Origin of the sequence: Streptomyces sp. SudanB25_2051 (genome assembly GCF_964272635.1) — a bacterium.
GTDB lineage: Bacteria > Actinomycetota > Actinomycetes > Streptomycetales > Streptomycetaceae > Streptomyces.
Genome location: NZ_OZ186787.1, coordinates 2,961,229 through 2,977,999, shown reverse-complemented (window position 1 = coordinate 2,977,999; position 16,771 = coordinate 2,961,229). Strand labels below are relative to the sequence as shown.

Below are 16,771 nucleotides of genomic sequence, written 5' to 3'. Positions count from 1 at the left end.
TACGCGTTCGTGACAGCGGCCCGCGACGGGCGGGACTTGCGAGGGCGGGTGCCCACACGGCGGTGCCGCGCGGGTGGGTGCCCCCGACGGCGGTGCCGCGAGGGTGCGTGCCCCCGACGGCGGTGCCGCGAGGGCGGGGCCTGCGAGGCGGGTGCCCGCGACGGCGGCCCGCTGCGCGGGGTCAGGGCAGGCGCGGGAAGCGGGCCTGGAGGTCCCAGATCACCGGGTTGTCGGCGAGGTCCTCGTGCATGTCGACCAGGTCAGCGATCAGATCGTGCAGGAAGTCCCGTGCCTCGCGGCGCAGTTCGGCGTGGTTGAAGGTGAGCGGCGGCTCGTCGCCGGGCATCCAGTCGGCCTCGACCTCCACCCAGCCGAACCGACGCTCGAACAGCATCCGGTCGGTGGACTCGGTGAAGTCCAGCTCCGCGTACTGCGGCTGCGCCGCCCGGCTGCCGCGCGGGTCGCGGTCCAGCCGCTCCACGATGTCGCACAGCGCCCACGCGAAGTCCAGCACCGGCACCCATCCCCAGGCTGTGGACACCTCCCGGTCGGTCTCGGTGTCCGCCAGGTACACGTCCCCGCAGAACAGGTCGTGCCGCAGGGCGTGCACGTCCGCCCGCCGGTAGTCGGTCTGCGGGGGGTCGGGGAAGCGCCGGGAGAGGGAGTAGCCGATGTCGAGCACGTAGGCGATGGTGTCACGTCGCGCGGCCGGGGCGTCCCCCGGTGGCCTGCGCTGCGGGGGCACGGGGAGGCGACGGAGGCGGAGGCACGGCACGGGGGAGACGGCGGCCCGGAGGCGCGGTCGGCGCGGTCGGGCGCGTACGGGAACGCGTCGTCACGGGAGGATGCGGCGCTCCTTGGCGACGGCCACCGCGCCGGCCCGCGTGTCCACGCCGAGCTTGGTGTAGATGCGGCCCAGGTGGGTCTTCACCGTGGCCTCGCTGATGAACAGGGCGCGGGCGATCTCCCGGTTGCCGAGGCCGCGCGCCAGCTGGCCCAGGATGTCCCGTTCGCGGGCCGTGAGCGTCGGGCCGGCCGCGCCGCGCACCCGGTCCATGACGCGTCCCGCGACCGGCGCGGACAGGGCCGTACGCCCCTGGGCGGCCGCCCGGATCGCGGCGAACAGCTCCTCGGGCCGCTCGGCCTTGAGGAGGTACCCGGTCGCGCCCGCGTCGATGGCGCGGGTCACGTCGGCGTCCGTGTCGTACGTGGTGAGGACGAGCACCCTGACCCCGGGCGACGCGATGCGGCGCGTGGCCTCGACGCCGTCCATGCCCGGCCCCAGCTGGAGGTCCATCAGCACCACGTCGGGCCGCAGCCGCGCCGCCCGGGCGACGGCCTCCTCGCCACTGCCCGCCTCCCCGACGACCTCGATGCCCGGCTCGCTGCCCAGCAGGGCCAGCAGCCCGGCGCGTACGACGGCGTGGTCGTCGCAGAGCAGCACGCGGATCGGTGCGGGCCCGGCGGGGCTCTGCGGCGCCGACGCCTCCTGCGGCTCGGGTGCGGGGGACGGCTCGGGTGCCATGGGGCGGATCACTCCTCCGAAGGGACGGGAATCGACGCGGACAGGACGGTGCCCTCACCGGGCGCGGACTCGACGGTCAGGGTCCCGCCCAGCGCCGCCACGCGGGCGCGCATCGCCGGGAGCCCGTGCCCGCGCACGCCGGACGCGCCGGCCGCCGGGCCACCGCCCGGGCCACCGACCGGGACACCGCCCGAGGGGCCTGCCGACGGGTCGAAGCCGCGCCCGTCGTCCGCCACGTCCAGCACCACCTGGTCGCCGAGCCGGGTCAGGGTCACCGCGGCGGTGGTGGCGCCGGCGTGCTCCCGTACGTTCGCGAGGGCGCCCTGCGCGATCCGCAGCAGCGCCGACGCCACCCGGTCCGGCAGCGCCCCGCCCTCGCCCTCGGCGTGGAAGCGCACCCGCAGCGCGCCGTTCGCCTCCCGCGCCGCGAGGGCCCGCAGCGCCTCCGCCAGGTCGCCGCCGCTCGCGGCCAGGTCGGCGGGCGCCAGGTCGTGCACGAAGCGGCGGGCCTCGGCCAGATTGTGCTCGGCGATGGACGCGGCGGTCCCCACATGGCGGCGTGCCGCCTCCGGATCGGCGTCCCAGGTGCGCTCGGCGGCCTGGAGGAGCATCCGCTGGCTCGACAGGCCCTGCGCCAGCGTGTCGTGGATCTCCATGGACAGCCGCTGCCGCTCCGCGAGGGTGCCCTCGCGCCGCTCGGTCGCCGCCAGCTCCCGGCGGGTGCGCAGCAGGTCCGCGATGAGCGCCCGCTGCCGGTCGGCCTGCCGCTGGGCGTGGACGAACACGGCCGTCGCGATGGCCGCGGCGGCGGGCGGCGCGACGAGCAGCATCGGGTCCACCCCGGAGTCGGCGAGCTTCTGCAGGGCGACGACCACGAACAGCGTCAGCAGCGCCACCAGCACCAGCGCGGCACGCGGCGGCAGCAGCCGCAGGCCCGTGTACAGCAGCGGTACGGCGCACAGCGCGAAGCTCGGCGCGACCACCACCAGCACCAGCCACACGGCCACCACGGCGGCCAGCCACACCCGCCCCCGCCGCGACGCGGGCGCCGCCGCGCCGGGCCCGAGCACGTACAGCCCGGCGAGCGCCGCCGACAGGGCGACGACCCAGCCGGCCGCGCCGTCCCAGGGGTGCCGCAGCAGGAACCGGGCGAGGGACGCGGCGAGCAGCAGGAAGAACGCGACGTGCATGACCCGGGCCAGCAGCCGGGCGTCCGAGTCCCCCGCGGGCTCCCCGGCGGCCTGACCGGACGGGTCCGGGCGGCGGCCCCGCGGTACGTCGATCTGCGTCACCCCACCATCCTGCGCCCGCGCGCGCCATGCGGCATCAACCGATCGGCTGACCCCCCTGTCACCCCGTCCGGCGACGCGAAACCCCAGGTCACGGCGGGATGGTGGAGGAGCCGAACAGCCCGGAGCCGTTCCGGGACCGTACGGGACCCCCGAGGCCCCGGGCCGACACCCGCCGACCGGGGCCCGGAGATCTCCGGGCCCCGAGCCCCGACACCCCTGGAGTCACCATGGAAGCCCGCCGCAAGAAGACCTCCCTGCGCACCCGCGTCGTCACCGGGGGTCTGGCCGCCGCCGCCCTCGCCGCCGGCACGTTCGGCGCGGTCTCCGCCAGCGCCTCCACCCCGGAGCGCGCCGGCACCGCCGCCCAGGCCGCCGCGTCCACCGCCGTCGCCGACCGGAACACCCACCAGACCCGCCACCTCACCGTCGACGCCGCCACGCGCGCCGCCCAGGCCGCCCTCAAGGCCGCCCGCGAGGACGGCCAGCGCGTCACGGTCGCCGTCGTGGACCGCAACGGCAACACCATCGCCGTCCTGCGCGGCGACGGCGCGGGCCCGCAGTCGTACGAGTCGGCCGAGCGCAAGGCGTACACCGCCGTCTCCTGGAACGCCCCGACGTCCGACCTGGTCAAGCGCCTGGAGTCGACGCCCACCCTGAAGGACATCCCCGGCACCCTGTTCCTCGGCGGCGGCGTGCCCGTCGCGGCCGACGGCGCGCCCATCGCGGGCATCGGCGTGGCAGGCGCCCCGAGCGGCGCCCTGGACGAGGAGTACGCCCGCGCGGGCGCGGCGGCCGTCGCCCCCCGCTGACCCGCCCGCCAACCGGTCCGGCCTCGGACCCGCCCGCCAACCCGCCCGCCTCGGGCCCGCCTGCCTGGACCCGCCCGCCAACCCGTCCGGCCTCGGACCCGCCCGCCAACCCGTCCGGCCTCGGACCCGCCCGCCAACCCGTCCGCCCTCGGGCCCGCCCGGCTTCCGGTGCCCCGGAGAGCCCCGGCGCGGGCCCGTGGGGCCCCGGCACGGACCGGGCGGGCACCGGCGCGCTTAGGATCACCGGGTGATCCATCGGAAGCGGGGGAGAGCCCCCGCCTCGGCGGCGCTCGCCGCGCTCCTGACGCTCTCCGCCGCCGGCTGCGCGGGCGGCGGTGTCACCGGCACGCCCGGCGGCGCCGGCCTGCGCGACCCGTACTTCCCGCGCCTCGGCAACGGCGGCTACGACGTACGGCACTACGCCCTCACCGTCGCCTACGACCCGGCCACCCGCCGCCTCGACGGCACCGCGGAGATCACCGCCCGCGCGACCCAGGACCTCAGCTCCTTCAACCTGGACCTCGCCGGGCTCACCGTGCACGGCGTCACCGTCGACGGCGAGCGGGCGTCCGTCCAGCGCGCCGGGCACGAGGTGACCCTCCGGCCCCGCGCCGACATCGAGGACGGCGCGACCTTCCGCGCCGTCGTCCGCTACTCGGGCTCCCCGCGCACCGTCACCGACCCGGACGGCTCCGAGGAGGGCTGGCTGCCCACGGCGGACGGGGCCGTCGCACTGGGCGAGCCGACCGGGTCCATGGCGTGGTTCCCCGGCAACCACCACCCGTCCGACAAGGCGGCGTACACGGTCACGGTCACCGTCCCGGAAGGCCACCAGGCCGTCACGAACGGCCTGCCCGGACGGGCCGTGACGCGCGGCGGGCGGACCACCACCACCTGGCGCAGCGCCGAGCCGATGGCGAGCTACCTGGCGACGCTCGCCGTCGGCCGGTTCGACGTCACCACCACCCGCACCCCGGCCGGCCTGCCGGTCGTCAGCGCCACCGACCGGACCGTCACCGCGAAGGCCGCGCCGCTGGCGGCCCGCGTCCCGGAGCTGCTCGACTGGCTGACGGAGAAGTTCGGCCCGTACCCGTTCTCCTCCGCCGGGGTGATCGTGGAGCGCGCGGGCGACTCCGGGTACGCGCTGGAGACGCAGACGCGGCCGGTGATCCCGTACGACCAGTTCACGCCGGGCATCCTCGTCCACGAGCTGGCCCACCAGTGGTACGGCAACTCCGTCTCACCGGCCTCGTGGCGGGACATGTGGCTCAACGAGGGCTTCGCGCAGTACGCCGAGTGGCTGTACGCGGAGGAGTTCGAGGACAGGCCCGCGCAGGAGAGCTTCGACGAGGCCTTCGCCGACGAGGCCAACTGGGCGTTCCCGCCGGCCGCCCCGCCGACCGCCGCGGACATCTCGGGTCCTCCCGTGTACGACCGGGCCGCGATGGTGCTGCACAAGGTCCGCCAGACCGTCGGCGACGAGGCGTTCTCCGGCCTGCTGCGCGGCTGGGCCGCCGAGCACCGGCACGGCAACGCCTCCACGGACGACTTCACCGCGTACGTGGAGGAGGAGACGGGCCGGGACCTGACCGCCCTGTGGGACACCTGGCTGTACGGCGAGGACAAACCCGCCCGCCCCTGACCGCCCCCGCACCCCGCCCGCCGGGACCCGCCCGCCCTTGCGCCCCGGCCGCAGGCCGCCGGACCCCGCGCCGTCCCGCCGCCGCGGCTCACAGCGCCTTGCGGAGCACCACGCAGTCGCGGCCCAGGCGGCGGTCCTCGCGGCGGGCGACCTCCTCGTACCCGAGGGTCCGCCAGAAGGCGAGCGCCTTGCGGTTGTTCTCCAGTACGGCGAGCTTCACGCCCGTACGGCCCACGGCCCGGAACCGCTTCTCGACGATCTCGGCCAGCTCCCGGCCGAAGCCCATGCGGTGGTCCCGGCCGTGCACCATCAGCAGCCCGATCCACGGGTCGGGGTCGTCCGGGTCCGGGTGGTGGGCCAGGGTCACGGCGATGCCGATCACCCGCCCGGCCGACCGGGCCAGCAGCACCTCGGCGCCCGGCTGGGCCAGCTCCTCGGCGAGCGAGGCGGCGACCTGCTCGGGCCGGATGTCGTCGGGGTCCGGGAACTCCCCGCTCAGCTGCTGGAACTCCCGGTTCGACGCGTACAGCGCGGTCAGCTCGGTGAGGAGCGGGCCCGGCAGGGCACCCTTGTCGCCCAGCTCCAGCGGTTCCACGATCATGCGGCCCACAGTAGGCAACGAAGGGCCCCGGAGCGGCGACCGCCACCGGGGCCCTTCATACCGGCGTCACACCGGTCAGACGTTCACACCGGTCAGACGTTCACACCGAAGTCGCGGGCGATGCCCTCCAGGCCGGAGGCGTAGCCCTGGCCGACCGCGCGGAACTTCCACTCGGAGCCGTGGCGGTACAGCTCGCCGAAGACCATGGCGGTCTCCGTCGCGGCGTCCTCGCTGAGGTCGTAGCGGGCGATCTCGGCGCCGCCGTTCTGGTTGACGATGCGGATGTAGGCGTTGCGGACCTGGCCGAAGTTCTGCGAGCGGTTCACCGCGTCGTAGATGGAGACCGGGAAGACGATCTTGTCGACATCGGCCGGGAGGCCCGCCAGATTGACGTTGATCTGCTCGTCGTCGCCGCCGCCCTCACCCGTGCGGTTGTCACCGGTGTGGACGATGGTGCCGTCGGGGGTGGACTTGTTGTTGAAGAAGACGAAGTGGGCGTCGGAGGCGACCTTGCCGGCCGCGTCCACGCCGATCGCCGAGGCGTCGAGGTCGAAGTCGGTACCCGTGGTGGTACGGACGTCCCAGCCGAGGCCCACCGTGACGGCGGTGAGGCCCGGGGCCTCCTTGGTCAGCGAGACATTGCCGCCCTTGGACAGGCTTACAGCCATGGAAGTCCCTTCCTTTACTGAGTGCCCGGGCGCTGCCGCTTCCGGCGCCCCGGTGCTCTGTGGCGTCACTGCTGTTAACGCCCCGGGGGGCGAGGTGGTTCCAGGCTCGCCGTGAGGCGGCGGAAAAGCACGTGACGCGGCGGGGCGCCGTTGGGGAACATGGACGGCATGTCCGGTCCCCATGTCATCAGAGGCTCGGTCTCCCTCCCGGAGTCCGAGCTGGTGTGGCGTTTCTCCAGGTCCTCGGGGCCGGGCGGGCAGCACGTCAACACCAGCGACTCCCAGGTGGAGCTGCGCTTCGACCTCGCCCGTACGGAGTCCCTGCCGCCGGTCTGGAAGGAGCGCGCCCTGGAGCGCCTCGCGGGCCGGCTCATCGGCGGCGTCCTCGTCGTACGGGCCTCCGAGCACCGCTCGCAGTGGCGCAACCGGGAGGCGGCGGCCGTGCGGCTGGCGAGCCTCCTGGCGGAGGCCACGGCGCCGCCGCCGCGCCCCCGGCGGCCCACGAAGATCCCGCGCGGCATCAACGAGCGGCGGCTGCGCGAGAAGAAGCAGCGCTCCGAGACCAAGCGCGGCCGCTCGTCCCGCGACTGGTCGTAGGCCCCGTACCGGCCGACCGGCGGCGTCACAGGCCGGCGGCCCCGCGCGCGGGCGCGCCCCTCGGCGAGCGGCCGGCCCCCGCACGGGCCGGCCGGCGGTCCCGCCTACCCCAGGTGCCGGTACCTCCCCCGGAAGTACATCAGCGGCGCGCCCTCCGGGTCCGGGAAGTCGGCGGTCAGGACGCGTGCGACGACCAGGGTGTGGTCGCCGGCCTCCACCCGCTGCTCCGTCCGGCACTCCAGCGTCGCCAGCGCCCCGCCGATCAGCGGCGCCCCGGTCAGCTCGCCGCGCGTGTGCGGCAGGTCCGCGAACAGCAGCCGGTCGCTGATGCGGCCCTTCATCGAGAACCGCCCCGCGATCTGCCGCTGGCTCTCCGCGAGCACGGACACGCCCCACAGCGGCTGCTCCGCCAGCAGGTCGTCCATCCGCGAGCCGTTGCGCAGGCTCACCAGGACCAGCGGCGGGTCCAGGGACACCGACATGAACGCGGTCGCCGTCATGCCGACGTCCTCGTCCAGCGGGGGTTCGACCGCCGTGACCAGGACGACGCCGGCCGCCAGCCGGGACATCGCCGCGCGGAACTCCTCGTTGCTCACCCCTTCAGGATGGGGCAGGGCGGAGTCTGACACCGGGGTCCGAGTTGTTGGCAGCACATCCGGAACGCTAACCTCGCCCGCCACCCGGTCGCATCGGACCGGAGGACCAGCCGGAAGCGCCCCGGACCTAGGTCCTGCGGGCGATTTGCTTCCGGAATCCTCCCGGTCTGGTTGTCGTATTTGTGACTTGAGTCACAGAGAGCAGTAATTGTTGACCCTGTGTACCGGGGGCACAGCTCCCTGTGATTCAGTGGCCGATGACACCCGCACGAGGACGCCGCTGACACATCTGGAGTTGTTGCTGTCGAGGTCTCGGGGAGAGCGAGCAATGGAGACCGAGTCGGAGCCGTACGTCCGTCTTGCGACCCTGCGGCAGCTGCACCAGGTCGTCGCCAACCTCAACACGGCACGGAGTCTGGCGGACACGCTGCAGACCGTCGCCGACGGCGTGATCACCGGCCTCGGCTACCAGCTGGCCTGCGTCAACCTCGTCCGCGCCGACGGGGACCTCGTCGTCGCCGCCTTCGCGGGCGACCCCGCCGCGGAAGCCCTGATCACCGGCCGGGTCGGCTCCCGCCACTCCTGGGAGCAGCGCCTGCGCATGGGGGAGGCCTGGGGCGACCTGCGGTTCATACCCCACACCGAGGGCTGGGTCCTCATCGACGACGACGTGCCCCAGTGGCACACGGAGGGCCCCGAGCCCCGCTTCGAGGACGAGTGGCACCCCCGGGACCGGCTCTACGCCCCCATGTACACCTCCGGCGGCCAGCGCGAACTGCTCGGCGTGATCTCCGTCGACCGGCCCCGCAACGGCCGCCGGCCCGGCGCCTGGGGCCGTGAGGCGCTCCAGATGTACGCCTCCCAGTCGGCGATTGCGATCAGCAACGCCCGGCTGCGAGCAAACATGCAGCGGGCGCTCGTCCGGCTGGAGCGCGAGCAGCAGGCGCTGCGGGCCAGCGAGGAGTCGTTCCGGCAGGCGTTCGAGTACGCCCCGTCGGGGATGGCCATCGCGGAGATGGGCGGCGATCAGCACGGCCGGCTGCTGCGGGCCAACGACGCGCTGTGCCGGCTGCTCGGCCGCCCCGCCGCCGTGATGCGCCGGTACTCCTTCGCGGACCTCGTCCACCCCGAGGACGTCGGCACGCTGCTGCGGACCTCCGCGGAGGGCGGCCGCGCCGAGCTGCGGCTCGCCCGCCGGGACGGCTCCTACGTCTGGGTCTCGCTGCGGAACTCGGTGGTCGCCGACACGGCGGACGGGCCCCGCTTCCTCCTCACGCACGTCGAGGACATCGAGGAGCGCAAGCGGCACGAGCTGCAGCTCGCCCACCGCGCCTCCCACGACGCGCTGACCGGCCTGCCCAACAGCGCCGAGCTGCGCGCCCGGCTCAGCGCCCGGCTCTGCTCCCGCCCCGAGCGGCGCGTCCGCGCCACCGCCGCCGACGCCGCGGGCTTCGAGCCGGCGTACGACAGCGGCGCGGCGTACGACAGCGGGGTCGCCTACGAGGGGGCGTACGAGGGCGCGTACGGCTCCGGCGCCGGCGCCACCGGCGCGTACGACTACGACCACGGCTACCGCGGTGACGGCTTCGACTTCGACCCGTCGGCGGGCGCGGGCGCCGGGGCGTACGACGGGCATGTGCACGCCGTCGCGCCCGTCGGGGAGGTCGACGACGGGACGAAGGGCCTGGCGGTCCTCTTCTGCGACCTGGACGGTTTCAAATCGATCAACGACCGGTTCGGGCACCACACGGGCGACGCCGTCCTCATCGAGGTCGCCCGCAGGCTCACCGCCGGGGTCCGCGACGGCGACACGGTGGCCCGGCTCGGCGGTGACGAGTTCGTGGTCCTCGCCGACGGCCTGGGCGCGGCCGACGCCGCCGACCTGGCCGTACGCCTCCGCAACGGCATCATCCCGCCGATCCGGGTGGACGGCCGGGCGGTGCGGGTGGGGGCCAGTTTCGGCATCGGCTGGGCCGAGTGCGGGATGTCCGTCGAAGAGGTCCTGAACTCCGCCGACCAGCGGATGTACATGGAGAAGCGGTCCCGCGCCAAGGTGCACCGCCGGGCGGGGTAGCCCGTTCGGGGTAGGCTCGCCGGGGTCGGTGACGGCTGGCGAGCACGGATGAGGAGTGACGGGATGGCTGCCGGGAACAACGGCAACGGCGCGGGCACGCCCGAGGACGACGACCCGTTCGGCTACCTGTACGCGGACGGCCAGGACTCCGGCGCCCAGCGGGGCGGCGGGCAGGGCGGCTACGGCTACCCGGGCCCGGCCGGCGCCGCCCAGCCGGGGCGCCCCCGCACCTCGTACAACCAGGTCAGGGCCGTCGGCGAGCGCCCCCGCGCGCAGGTCCCGCCGCAGCCGCCCTACGGTCAGCAGCCGGCCCCCTACGGGCAGCCGCACCCGCAGTACGCGGCCCCCGAGACCTACCCGGGCGGCGCCCCCACCCGGCCCGTACCGGTCCAGGGCGGCGGCCGCGGCGGGCGCGGCGGCGGCCCCAACACGAAGGGCCTCCTGATCGGCGCGATCGCGGTGGTCCTCGTCGTCGTGGCGGGCATCACGGTGGCGGTCCTCAACAACCAGTCCGACGACAAGGACAAGGCGGCCCCCGCCCCCACCGCCTCCGCCCCGGCGACCGACGGCCCCACGGAGAACCCGGACCCGTCGCCGTCGAAGGACAAGGACGACGCCCAGTACCCCAAGCGGGACGCGGCCACCCTGCAGCTCACCCCGCCGGCCGTGCTCGGCACGCAGGTGAAGGGCGCCAAGGGCGTGGGCGGCGCGTACGTGATGTTCAACGGCGTCGGCGGCGCGGCGAGCTGGAAGGTCGACGTGCCCGAGGACGGCGAGTACACGCTGTTCCTCACCTACAGCGTGCCCGGCAAGGACGCCGAGACCTCCCTCATCGTCAACGACGGCCAGCCGCGCAGGCTCAACATGTCCAACTTCGCCCACGCCCCCGAGGGCGACTGGGAGAAGGGCTGGACCGAGACCTACGCCTGGATGAACCTGCACAAGGGCGAGAACACCCTGAAGATGTCCTGCGAGCCGGGCAACCAGTGCGAGGCGTACCTCGACCAGGTCTGGCTGAAGCCGGGCAAGCTCCGCAGGGACAGCTGACACCCGGGGCGGGCGCCGTCCCGCTCCTCGCGGCGGGACCGCGACTCCCCGGCGCGGCAGCCGGGGTGGCGGGCCGTCAGGCGGCTGTCGCCGGTTCGGTGACCGTGACGCGGGTGAGGAGTTCGGCGTAGCGGGCCGGGTCGAATTCGCCGGCCGCCGTGGCGTGGACGGTGGCCGTGGACAGGGCCGCCGCGCGGGTCAGGCGCTCGGGCCAGGGCGCTCCCTCCACCAGGGCGGACAGCAGTCCGGCGACCGCCGAGTCGCCCGCGCCCGTCGGGTTGCCCGCGACGCGGGCGGGCGGGGCGGCGGCCCAGGTGCCGTCCGGGGTGACCGCGAGCAGCCCCTCCGCGCCGAGCGACGCGACGACCGCGTGGGCGCCGCGCCTGCGGGCGTCGCGGGCGGCGCGCATCGGCTCGCGGGAGCCGGTCAGGGCGGCCAGCTCGTCGGCGTTCGGCTTGATCAGGTCCGGGCGGGCGGCGATGCCCCGGCGCAGCGGCTCGCCGCTGGTGTCCAGCAGCACCGGCACCCCGGCGCGGCGGGCGCGGCGCACCAGCTCCCCGTACGCGCCGACGTGGATGCCGCGCGGCAGGCTGCCGCACAGGGCCACCGCCCGCGCCCCGTCGAGGAGTTCCTCGTACGCGGTGACGAGCGCCGCCCACTCGGCGGGGGTGACGACCGGTCCGGGCTCGCTGAACTGCGTCGCGTCACCGGTCGCCGCGTCCACGACGGCGACGGTGCGGCGGGTGGGCCCGGCGATCGGCACCAGGGCGTCCCGTACGGGCAGCGGGGCGAGCAGCTCGCGCAGGACGTCTCCGGTGGGGCCGCCCGCGAAGCCCGTGACGACCGCCTCGTGGCCGAGCGCGGCCAGCACGCGGGCCACGTTGACCCCCTTGCCGCCGGGGCGTTCGGTCACCTCGGTCACGCGGTGCGCGGTGTGCGGGGTGAGCGCGGGCACCGTGTAGGTGAGGTCGAGCGCGGTGTTGAGCGTGACCGTGAGGATCACCGGTTCCAACACCCCCGGGAGTCGTGGACCGGTCACCCCCAGGTGTCCGGCCGGGAAAATTTACGGTGCACGATCATGCCAAACGCGAGGCGGCCCGCCCAGTCCCCGGGCGGGCCGCCGTACGCCAATGCGCCGATGATTCATCCCACTTGGGGTTCAATCACCCATTCGCCCTTGCGCATCACACCCGTGAGGGTGAACTCGGCGTCCAGGACGACCAGGTCGGCGTCCTTGCCCGGCTCGATCGAGCCGATCCGGTCGTACAGGCCCAGCAGCTTCGCCGGATTGGCGGAGAGGGCCCGTACGACGTCCTCGACGGGCAGCCCGTCGACGGTCGCGGCGCGCCGGAAGGCGGTGTCGAGGGTGAGGGTGGACCCGGCGATGGCGCCGCCCTCGGACAGCCGGGCCACCCCCTCCCTGACCTCGACCTCCAGCGGACCGAGGCGGTAGACCCCGTCGCCGAACCCGGCCGCGTCCATCGCGTCGGTGATGAACGCGACCCGGTCCGCGCCCGCGTGACGGAACGCCAGCTCCAGCGCGGCGGGGTGCAGATGCGTACCGTCGTTGATCAGCTCGACCGTGACCCGCTCGTCCTCCAGGAGCGCGGCGATCGGGCCGGGGGCGCGGTGGCCCAGCGGCGGCATCGCGTTGAACAGGTGGGTGGCGACGGTGGCGCCCGCCTCGATGGCCTCGACGGTCTGCTCGTATGTGGCGTCCGTGTGGCCGATGGCGGCGATCACCCCGTGCTCGGCGAGGAGGTGCACGGAGTCCACACCGCCGGGCAGCTCGGTCGCGAGGGTCACCATCCGGGCGTGGCCGCGCGCCGCGTCGATCAGCTTGCGCACCTCCGCCGGGTCGGGGTCGCGCAGCAGGGCCTCGCTGTGGGCGCCCTTGCGGCACGGCGAGATGAAGGGGCCCTCGAAGTGGATGCCCGCGATGTCGCCCTGCTCGGCCAGCTCGGACAGCTCGCCCGCGCGGTGCGCCAGGAAGTCCATGTCGCCGGTGACGGTCGAGGCGACGAGGGTCGTCGTGCCGTGCGCGCGGTGGGTGTGGATGCCCCGCAGGACCTCCTCCAGCGTGCCGGAGGTGAACGAGGCGCCGCCGCCCCCGTGGTTGTGGAGGTCCACGAAGCCGGGGACCAGCCAGTGGCCGCTCAGGTCCAGCGCGGGCGCGTCGGCGGGGACGCCCCGGCCGTCGGTGATGCGGGTGCCCTCGACGGTGACCCGCCCGCCCTCGACGACACCGGTCGGCAGCACCACCCGGGCCCCGGCGAGGACCTTGCGGTCGGCGTGAACGGCCATCAGGCGGATACCTCCAGGTCGGTGGCGAGCAGATCCCAGGCGAGGAGCCCCGCGCCCAGGCAGCCGGCGGTGTCCCCGAGCGCCGCGGGCACGATGGCGGGCGGCCGCTGGAACGTGATCCGCTCCTCGACGGCGGCCCGCAGCGGTGTGAACAAGGTTTCCCCCGCCTCGGCGAGACCGCCACCGATGATCAGGGTGCGGGGGTCCAGCAGGGTGAGCGCGGTGACCAGCCCGTCGGCGAGCGCGTCCACCGCCTCCCGCCAGACGCGTACGGCCCGCGGGTCGCCCGACGCGACGGCCTTCGCGCAGCCGGCGGCGTCCGCGTCGGGGTCGCCGCTCGCCTCCGCCCAGGCGCGGGTCACGGCGGAAGCGGACGCGAGGGTCTCCAGGCAGCCGCGCTGACCGCAGCCGCAGACGGGCCCGCCGGGGCGCACGACGACATGGCCGATCTCGCCGGCGCAGCCGTGCGCGCCCGCCTCGATGGCGCCGTCGATGCCGATGGCGCCCGCGATGCCGGTGCCCAGCGGCACGAACAGGAACCGGTCCGCGCCCCGGCCCGCTCCGACGCGCCCCTCGGCGAGGCCGCCGGTGCGCACGTCGTGCCCGAGGGCGACGGGCAGACCGCCGAGGCGCTCCCCGAGCAGGGCGCGCAGCGGGACGTCGCGCCAGCCGAGGTTCGCCGCGTAGACGGCGACGCCGGCCTCCGGGTCGACGATGCCGGGTACGGCGACACCGGCCGCCTCGGCCCGTACGCCGTACCGCTCCTCGCCGAGCGCCAGGAGGTCGGCGGCGAAGTGGAGGATCGACGCCACGACGGCGTCGGGGCCGCGCTCGCGGCCGGTCGCGCGCCGCGCCTCGTACAGCAGTGCCCCGTCGGCCCCGACCAGGGCGGCCTTCATGCCGGTGCCGCCCACATCGAGGGCGATGACGTGTCTCACGGGGACAGTGTCGCCCGCAGGCCGGTAAAGGTCTAGTCCACTTCACGAATTGTTGCCCGGCCATACAAATCCGATCATCGCCAGAGCGCCGCGCCGCGGGGTGCGCCGGCCGTCCGGGCGGGCATACCCCTGGTGGTGTAGACCTAGGTGTAGACCTCTTATCCTTCCGTGAGGAAAAACCGCAGCTCATGCCGAGCTGAACAGGCAAGGGGTAAGGCAGTGCGCCGCTACAAGGGAATACTCGCGGTGCTGGCCGCACTCACCGTCACCACCGCGCTCTCCGGCTGCGGCACCACCGCCTCCGACAGCGTCACCCTCAAGCTCGTCGCCGCCGACTACGGCAGCACCGACGCGAACACCTCCGAGAAGTACTGGAACGAGCTCGCCCGCGCGTACGAGGAGAAGACGCCCGGCGTGAAGGTCGACGTGACCGTCCTGTCCTGGAAGGACGTCGACCGCGAGGTCGCCGAGATGGTCAAGCGCGGCGAAGCCCCCGACCTCGCCCAGATCGGCGCCTACGCCGACTACGCCCGCGACGGCAAGCTGTACCCGGTCGACAGCCTCGTCTCCGTCCACACCCAGGCGAACTTCCTGCCCCTGCTGCGGCAGGCCGGCGAGGTGGACCGCCTCCAGTACGGCATGCCGTTCGGCGCCAGCACCCGCATGCTCTTCTTCAACGAGGCCCTCTTCGACGCGGCGGGCGCCAAGCCCCCCGCCGACTGGGGCCAGCTGCAGGAGGCCGCGCGCAAGCTGAAGGCCAAGGACGTGAAGTACCCCTTCGCGCTCCCGCTCGGCTCCGAGGAGTCCCAGGCCGAGACCATGATGTGGCTGCTCGGCGGGGGCGGCGGCTACCGCGACACCACCGGCACGGCGTACCAGATCGACTCGCCCGCCAACGTCGCGACGATGACCTGGCTCAAGGACGAGTTGGTCGGCAAGGGCCTCACCGGCCCCGTCGCGCCCGGCGAGCTGGACCGGCAGGAGGCGTTCGACGCGTTCGTGCGCGGCGAGGTCGGCATGCTCAACGGCCACCCGACCCTGATGGAGACCGCCGAGAAGGCCGGGGTGAAGGTCGGCACCGTGCCGCTGCCCGGCATCGACGGCAAGGCCAAGGCGACGCTCGGCGTGGCCGACTGGATGATGGCGTTCAAGCAGAACGGCCACCGCAAGGAGATCGGCGCCTTCCTCGACTTCGTCTACTCGGACAAGAACGTCCTGGAGTTCTCCGACCGCTACGACCTCCTGCCCGTCACCGTCAGCGCCAGCGACGCCATGGAGGCCGACCCCGAGCACAAGGCGCTCGAACCGTTCCTCACCGAGCTGGCCGGGTCGGAGCTGTACCCGGTCGGCGAGACGTCCTGGGCGCGGGTCAGCGAGAGCGTCAAGAAGAACATCGGCCGCGCCGTCGCCCCCGACGGCGACCCCAGGGCCGTACTGGAGGACATCGCGCGCGACGCCCGGGCGGCGGAGGCCTCGGCGGCGGCGCGGTAGCCTCGGTGCTGCCATGACCGAACACCGCCCCGCCCCGCTCAGCGACCGCGAACGCGCCGTCCTCGCCATGGAGCGGCGCGCGTGGCCGGGCCCGGGCGCCAAGGAGCGCGCGATCCGCGAGCAGCTGGATGTGTCGCCGGTGCGGTACTACCAGCTGCTGAACGCCCTGCTGGACGACGAGCGCGCGCTGGCGCACGACCCCGTGACGGTCAACCGCCTGCGCCGTCTGCGCGCCGACCGCGAGTCCCGCCGCTGACCTCCCGGCCCGCCGGGTCCGAGGGGTGGACGGCCAGGTGTGGTGCGGACAGCGCCTGGATAGGTACGGACACATGTCCAGCAACTCGCTTCCCCGCCCCACCACGCCCGCCGGCCGGGACGCCCTGGCCGCACTCCTGGAGAACCCCTCCGGCGCCGTCGTCGCCGTCGACTTCGACGGCACCCTCGCGCCGATCGTCGCCGACCCCGAGCAGGCCCGCGCCCACCCGGACGCGGTGCCCGCGCTCGCCGCGCTCGCGCCGCGCGTCGCGTCCGTCGCCGTCATCACCGGCCGCCCCGCCGGGGTCGCCGTACGGTACGGCGGCTTCGCCGGCGTCCCCGGCCTCGACCACCTCGTCGTCCTCGGCCACTACGGCGCTGAGCGCTGGGACGCGGCGACCGGCGAGGTGCGTGCCGCCCCCGAGCACCCGGGCGTCACCGCCGTACGGGCCGAACTGCCCGGCGTGCTGGAGCGGGCGGGCGCGTGGCCCGGCACCTGGATCGAGGAGAAGGGCCGCGCGGTCGCCGTCCACACCCGCCGCGCCACCGACCCGCAGGCCGCGTTCGACGCCCTGACCGGCCCGCTCACCGACCTGGCCACCCGCCACGGCCTGGTCGTCGAGCCGGGCCGCATGGTCCTGGAGCTGCGCCCGCCGGGCATGGACAAGGGCCAGGCGCTGCTGGAGCACGTACGGGAGACGGGCGCCCGCGCGGTCCTCTACGCGGGCGACGACCTGGGCGACCTCCCGGCGTTCGCGGCGGTCGAGAAGCTCCGCGCCGACGGCGTACCGGGCCTGCTGGTGTGCAGCGGCAGCGACGAGGTCCAGGCCCTCGCCGCCCGCGCCGACCTCACCCTCCAGGGCCCGGCGGAGGTCGTCGCGTTCTTCGCCGCGCTGGCGGAGCATGTCACTCCGGCGTAGATCGATACCATC

The 16,771-nt window shown here is 74.8% G+C and carries 17 protein-coding genes; 8 read left to right on the top strand and 9 right to left on the bottom strand.

Annotated features, from left to right (window positions below; genetic code table 11):
* Positions 1-181: 181 nt before the first annotated feature.
* The 3 genes from ACSUPT_RS13130 to ACSUPT_RS13120 form a co-directional block, all read right to left on the bottom strand.
* The gene (locus tag ACSUPT_RS13130; protein ID WP_351967051.1) at positions 182-682 is read right to left on the bottom strand and encodes a hypothetical protein; all 501 of its coding nucleotides are present in this window, start codon (positions 680-682) and stop codon (positions 182-184) included.
* A 153-nt stretch (positions 683-835) separates the two neighbouring features.
* Positions 836-1,525: a response regulator transcription factor gene (locus ACSUPT_RS13125; protein WP_351967050.1), complete on the bottom strand. Its 690-nt coding sequence runs from the start codon at positions 1,523-1,525 to the stop codon at positions 836-838.
* A gap of 8 nt (positions 1,526-1,533) precedes the next feature.
* A complete protein-coding gene (locus ACSUPT_RS13120) occupies positions 1,534-2,715 on the bottom strand; it encodes a sensor histidine kinase (protein ID WP_351967070.1) in 1,182 nt (393 codons plus the stop codon).
* Between the two features lie 329 nt (positions 2,716-3,044).
* Here ACSUPT_RS13120 and ACSUPT_RS13115 point away from each other — a divergent pair, with 329 nt between their 5' ends.
* Together ACSUPT_RS13115 and ACSUPT_RS13110 are read left to right on the top strand one after the other, a co-directional pair.
* Positions 3,045-3,626, top strand: coding sequence for a GlcG/HbpS family heme-binding protein (locus tag ACSUPT_RS13115; RefSeq protein ID WP_351967049.1), 582 nt, complete (start codon positions 3,045-3,047; stop codon positions 3,624-3,626).
* Between the two features lie 250 nt (positions 3,627-3,876).
* Positions 3,877-5,268: a M1 family metallopeptidase gene (locus ACSUPT_RS13110; protein ID WP_436946208.1), complete on the top strand. Its 1,392-nt coding sequence runs from the start codon at positions 3,877-3,879 to the stop codon at positions 5,266-5,268.
* Positions 5,269-5,356: 88 nt separating this feature from the next.
* On the opposite strand, the gene ACSUPT_RS13105 is transcribed toward ACSUPT_RS13110, so the two are convergent.
* Both ACSUPT_RS13105 and ACSUPT_RS13100 read right to left on the bottom strand, forming a co-directional pair.
* Positions 5,357-5,869: a GNAT family N-acetyltransferase gene (locus ACSUPT_RS13105; protein ID WP_351967047.1), complete on the bottom strand. Its 513-nt coding sequence runs from the start codon at positions 5,867-5,869 to the stop codon at positions 5,357-5,359.
* A 92-nt stretch (positions 5,870-5,961) separates the two neighbouring features.
* Positions 5,962-6,537, bottom strand: a complete 576-nt coding sequence (locus ACSUPT_RS13100) for a TerD family protein (RefSeq protein WP_351967046.1) — start codon at positions 6,535-6,537, stop codon at positions 5,962-5,964.
* Between the two features lie 159 nt (positions 6,538-6,696).
* Here ACSUPT_RS13100 and arfB point away from each other — a divergent pair, with 159 nt between their 5' ends.
* Complete coding sequence (arfB, locus tag ACSUPT_RS13095; protein ID WP_361658416.1) at positions 6,697-7,134, top strand: alternative ribosome rescue aminoacyl-tRNA hydrolase ArfB; 438 nt, start codon at positions 6,697-6,699, stop codon at positions 7,132-7,134.
* 104 nt (positions 7,135-7,238) lie between these two features.
* On the opposite strand, the gene ACSUPT_RS13090 is transcribed toward arfB, so the two are convergent.
* Complete coding sequence (locus tag ACSUPT_RS13090; RefSeq protein ID WP_351967044.1) at positions 7,239-7,787, bottom strand: flavin reductase family protein; 549 nt, start codon at positions 7,785-7,787, stop codon at positions 7,239-7,241.
* Positions 7,788-8,058: 271 nt separating this feature from the next.
* On the opposite strand from ACSUPT_RS13090, the gene cdgB reads away from it, so the two are divergent.
* Together cdgB and ACSUPT_RS13080 are read left to right on the top strand one after the other, a co-directional pair.
* Positions 8,059-9,804, top strand: coding sequence for a diguanylate cyclase CdgB (cdgB, locus tag ACSUPT_RS13085; protein ID WP_351967043.1), 1,746 nt, complete (start codon positions 8,059-8,061; stop codon positions 9,802-9,804).
* A 63-nt stretch (positions 9,805-9,867) separates the two neighbouring features.
* Positions 9,868-10,851: a carbohydrate-binding protein gene (locus ACSUPT_RS13080; RefSeq protein WP_351967042.1), complete on the top strand. Its 984-nt coding sequence runs from the start codon at positions 9,868-9,870 to the stop codon at positions 10,849-10,851.
* A 76-nt stretch (positions 10,852-10,927) separates the two neighbouring features.
* Here the strand turns inward: ACSUPT_RS13080 and ACSUPT_RS13075 are convergent, their stop codons facing one another.
* The 3 genes from ACSUPT_RS13075 to ACSUPT_RS13065 form a co-directional block, all read right to left on the bottom strand.
* Complete coding sequence (locus ACSUPT_RS13075; protein WP_361658411.1) at positions 10,928-11,854, bottom strand: 1-phosphofructokinase family hexose kinase; 927 nt, start codon at positions 11,852-11,854, stop codon at positions 10,928-10,930.
* 140 nt (positions 11,855-11,994) lie between these two features.
* Positions 11,995-13,155 (bottom strand): N-acetylglucosamine-6-phosphate deacetylase, encoded by a 1,161-nt coding sequence (gene nagA / locus ACSUPT_RS13070; protein ID WP_365727474.1) that lies wholly within the window; start codon positions 13,153-13,155, stop codon positions 11,995-11,997.
* Positions 13,155-14,093: an ROK family protein gene (locus tag ACSUPT_RS13065; RefSeq protein WP_436944360.1), complete on the bottom strand. Its 939-nt coding sequence runs from the start codon at positions 14,091-14,093 to the stop codon at positions 13,155-13,157. Before ACSUPT_RS13065 ends, nagA begins: the two co-directional genes overlap by 1 nt.
* Positions 14,094-14,312: 219 nt before the next feature.
* Here ACSUPT_RS13065 and ACSUPT_RS13060 point away from each other — a divergent pair, with 219 nt between their 5' ends.
* From ACSUPT_RS13060 to otsB, 3 genes are all read left to right on the top strand, one after another.
* Positions 14,313-15,584 carry an ABC transporter substrate-binding protein gene (locus tag ACSUPT_RS13060; protein ID WP_351967038.1) on the top strand — a complete coding sequence of 424 codons (1,272 nt, stop codon included), beginning with the start codon at positions 14,313-14,315 and terminating at the stop codon, positions 15,582-15,584.
* 13 nt (positions 15,585-15,597) lie between these two features.
* A complete protein-coding gene (locus ACSUPT_RS13055; protein ID WP_351967037.1) occupies positions 15,598-15,840 on the top strand; it encodes a DUF3263 domain-containing protein in 243 nt (80 codons plus the stop codon).
* A 73-nt stretch (positions 15,841-15,913) separates the two neighbouring features.
* On the top strand, positions 15,914-16,759 hold the full coding sequence (otsB, locus tag ACSUPT_RS13050) for a trehalose-phosphatase (protein WP_399218769.1): 846 nt from the start codon (positions 15,914-15,916) through the stop codon (positions 16,757-16,759).
* Positions 16,760-16,771: the final 12 nt, after the last annotated feature.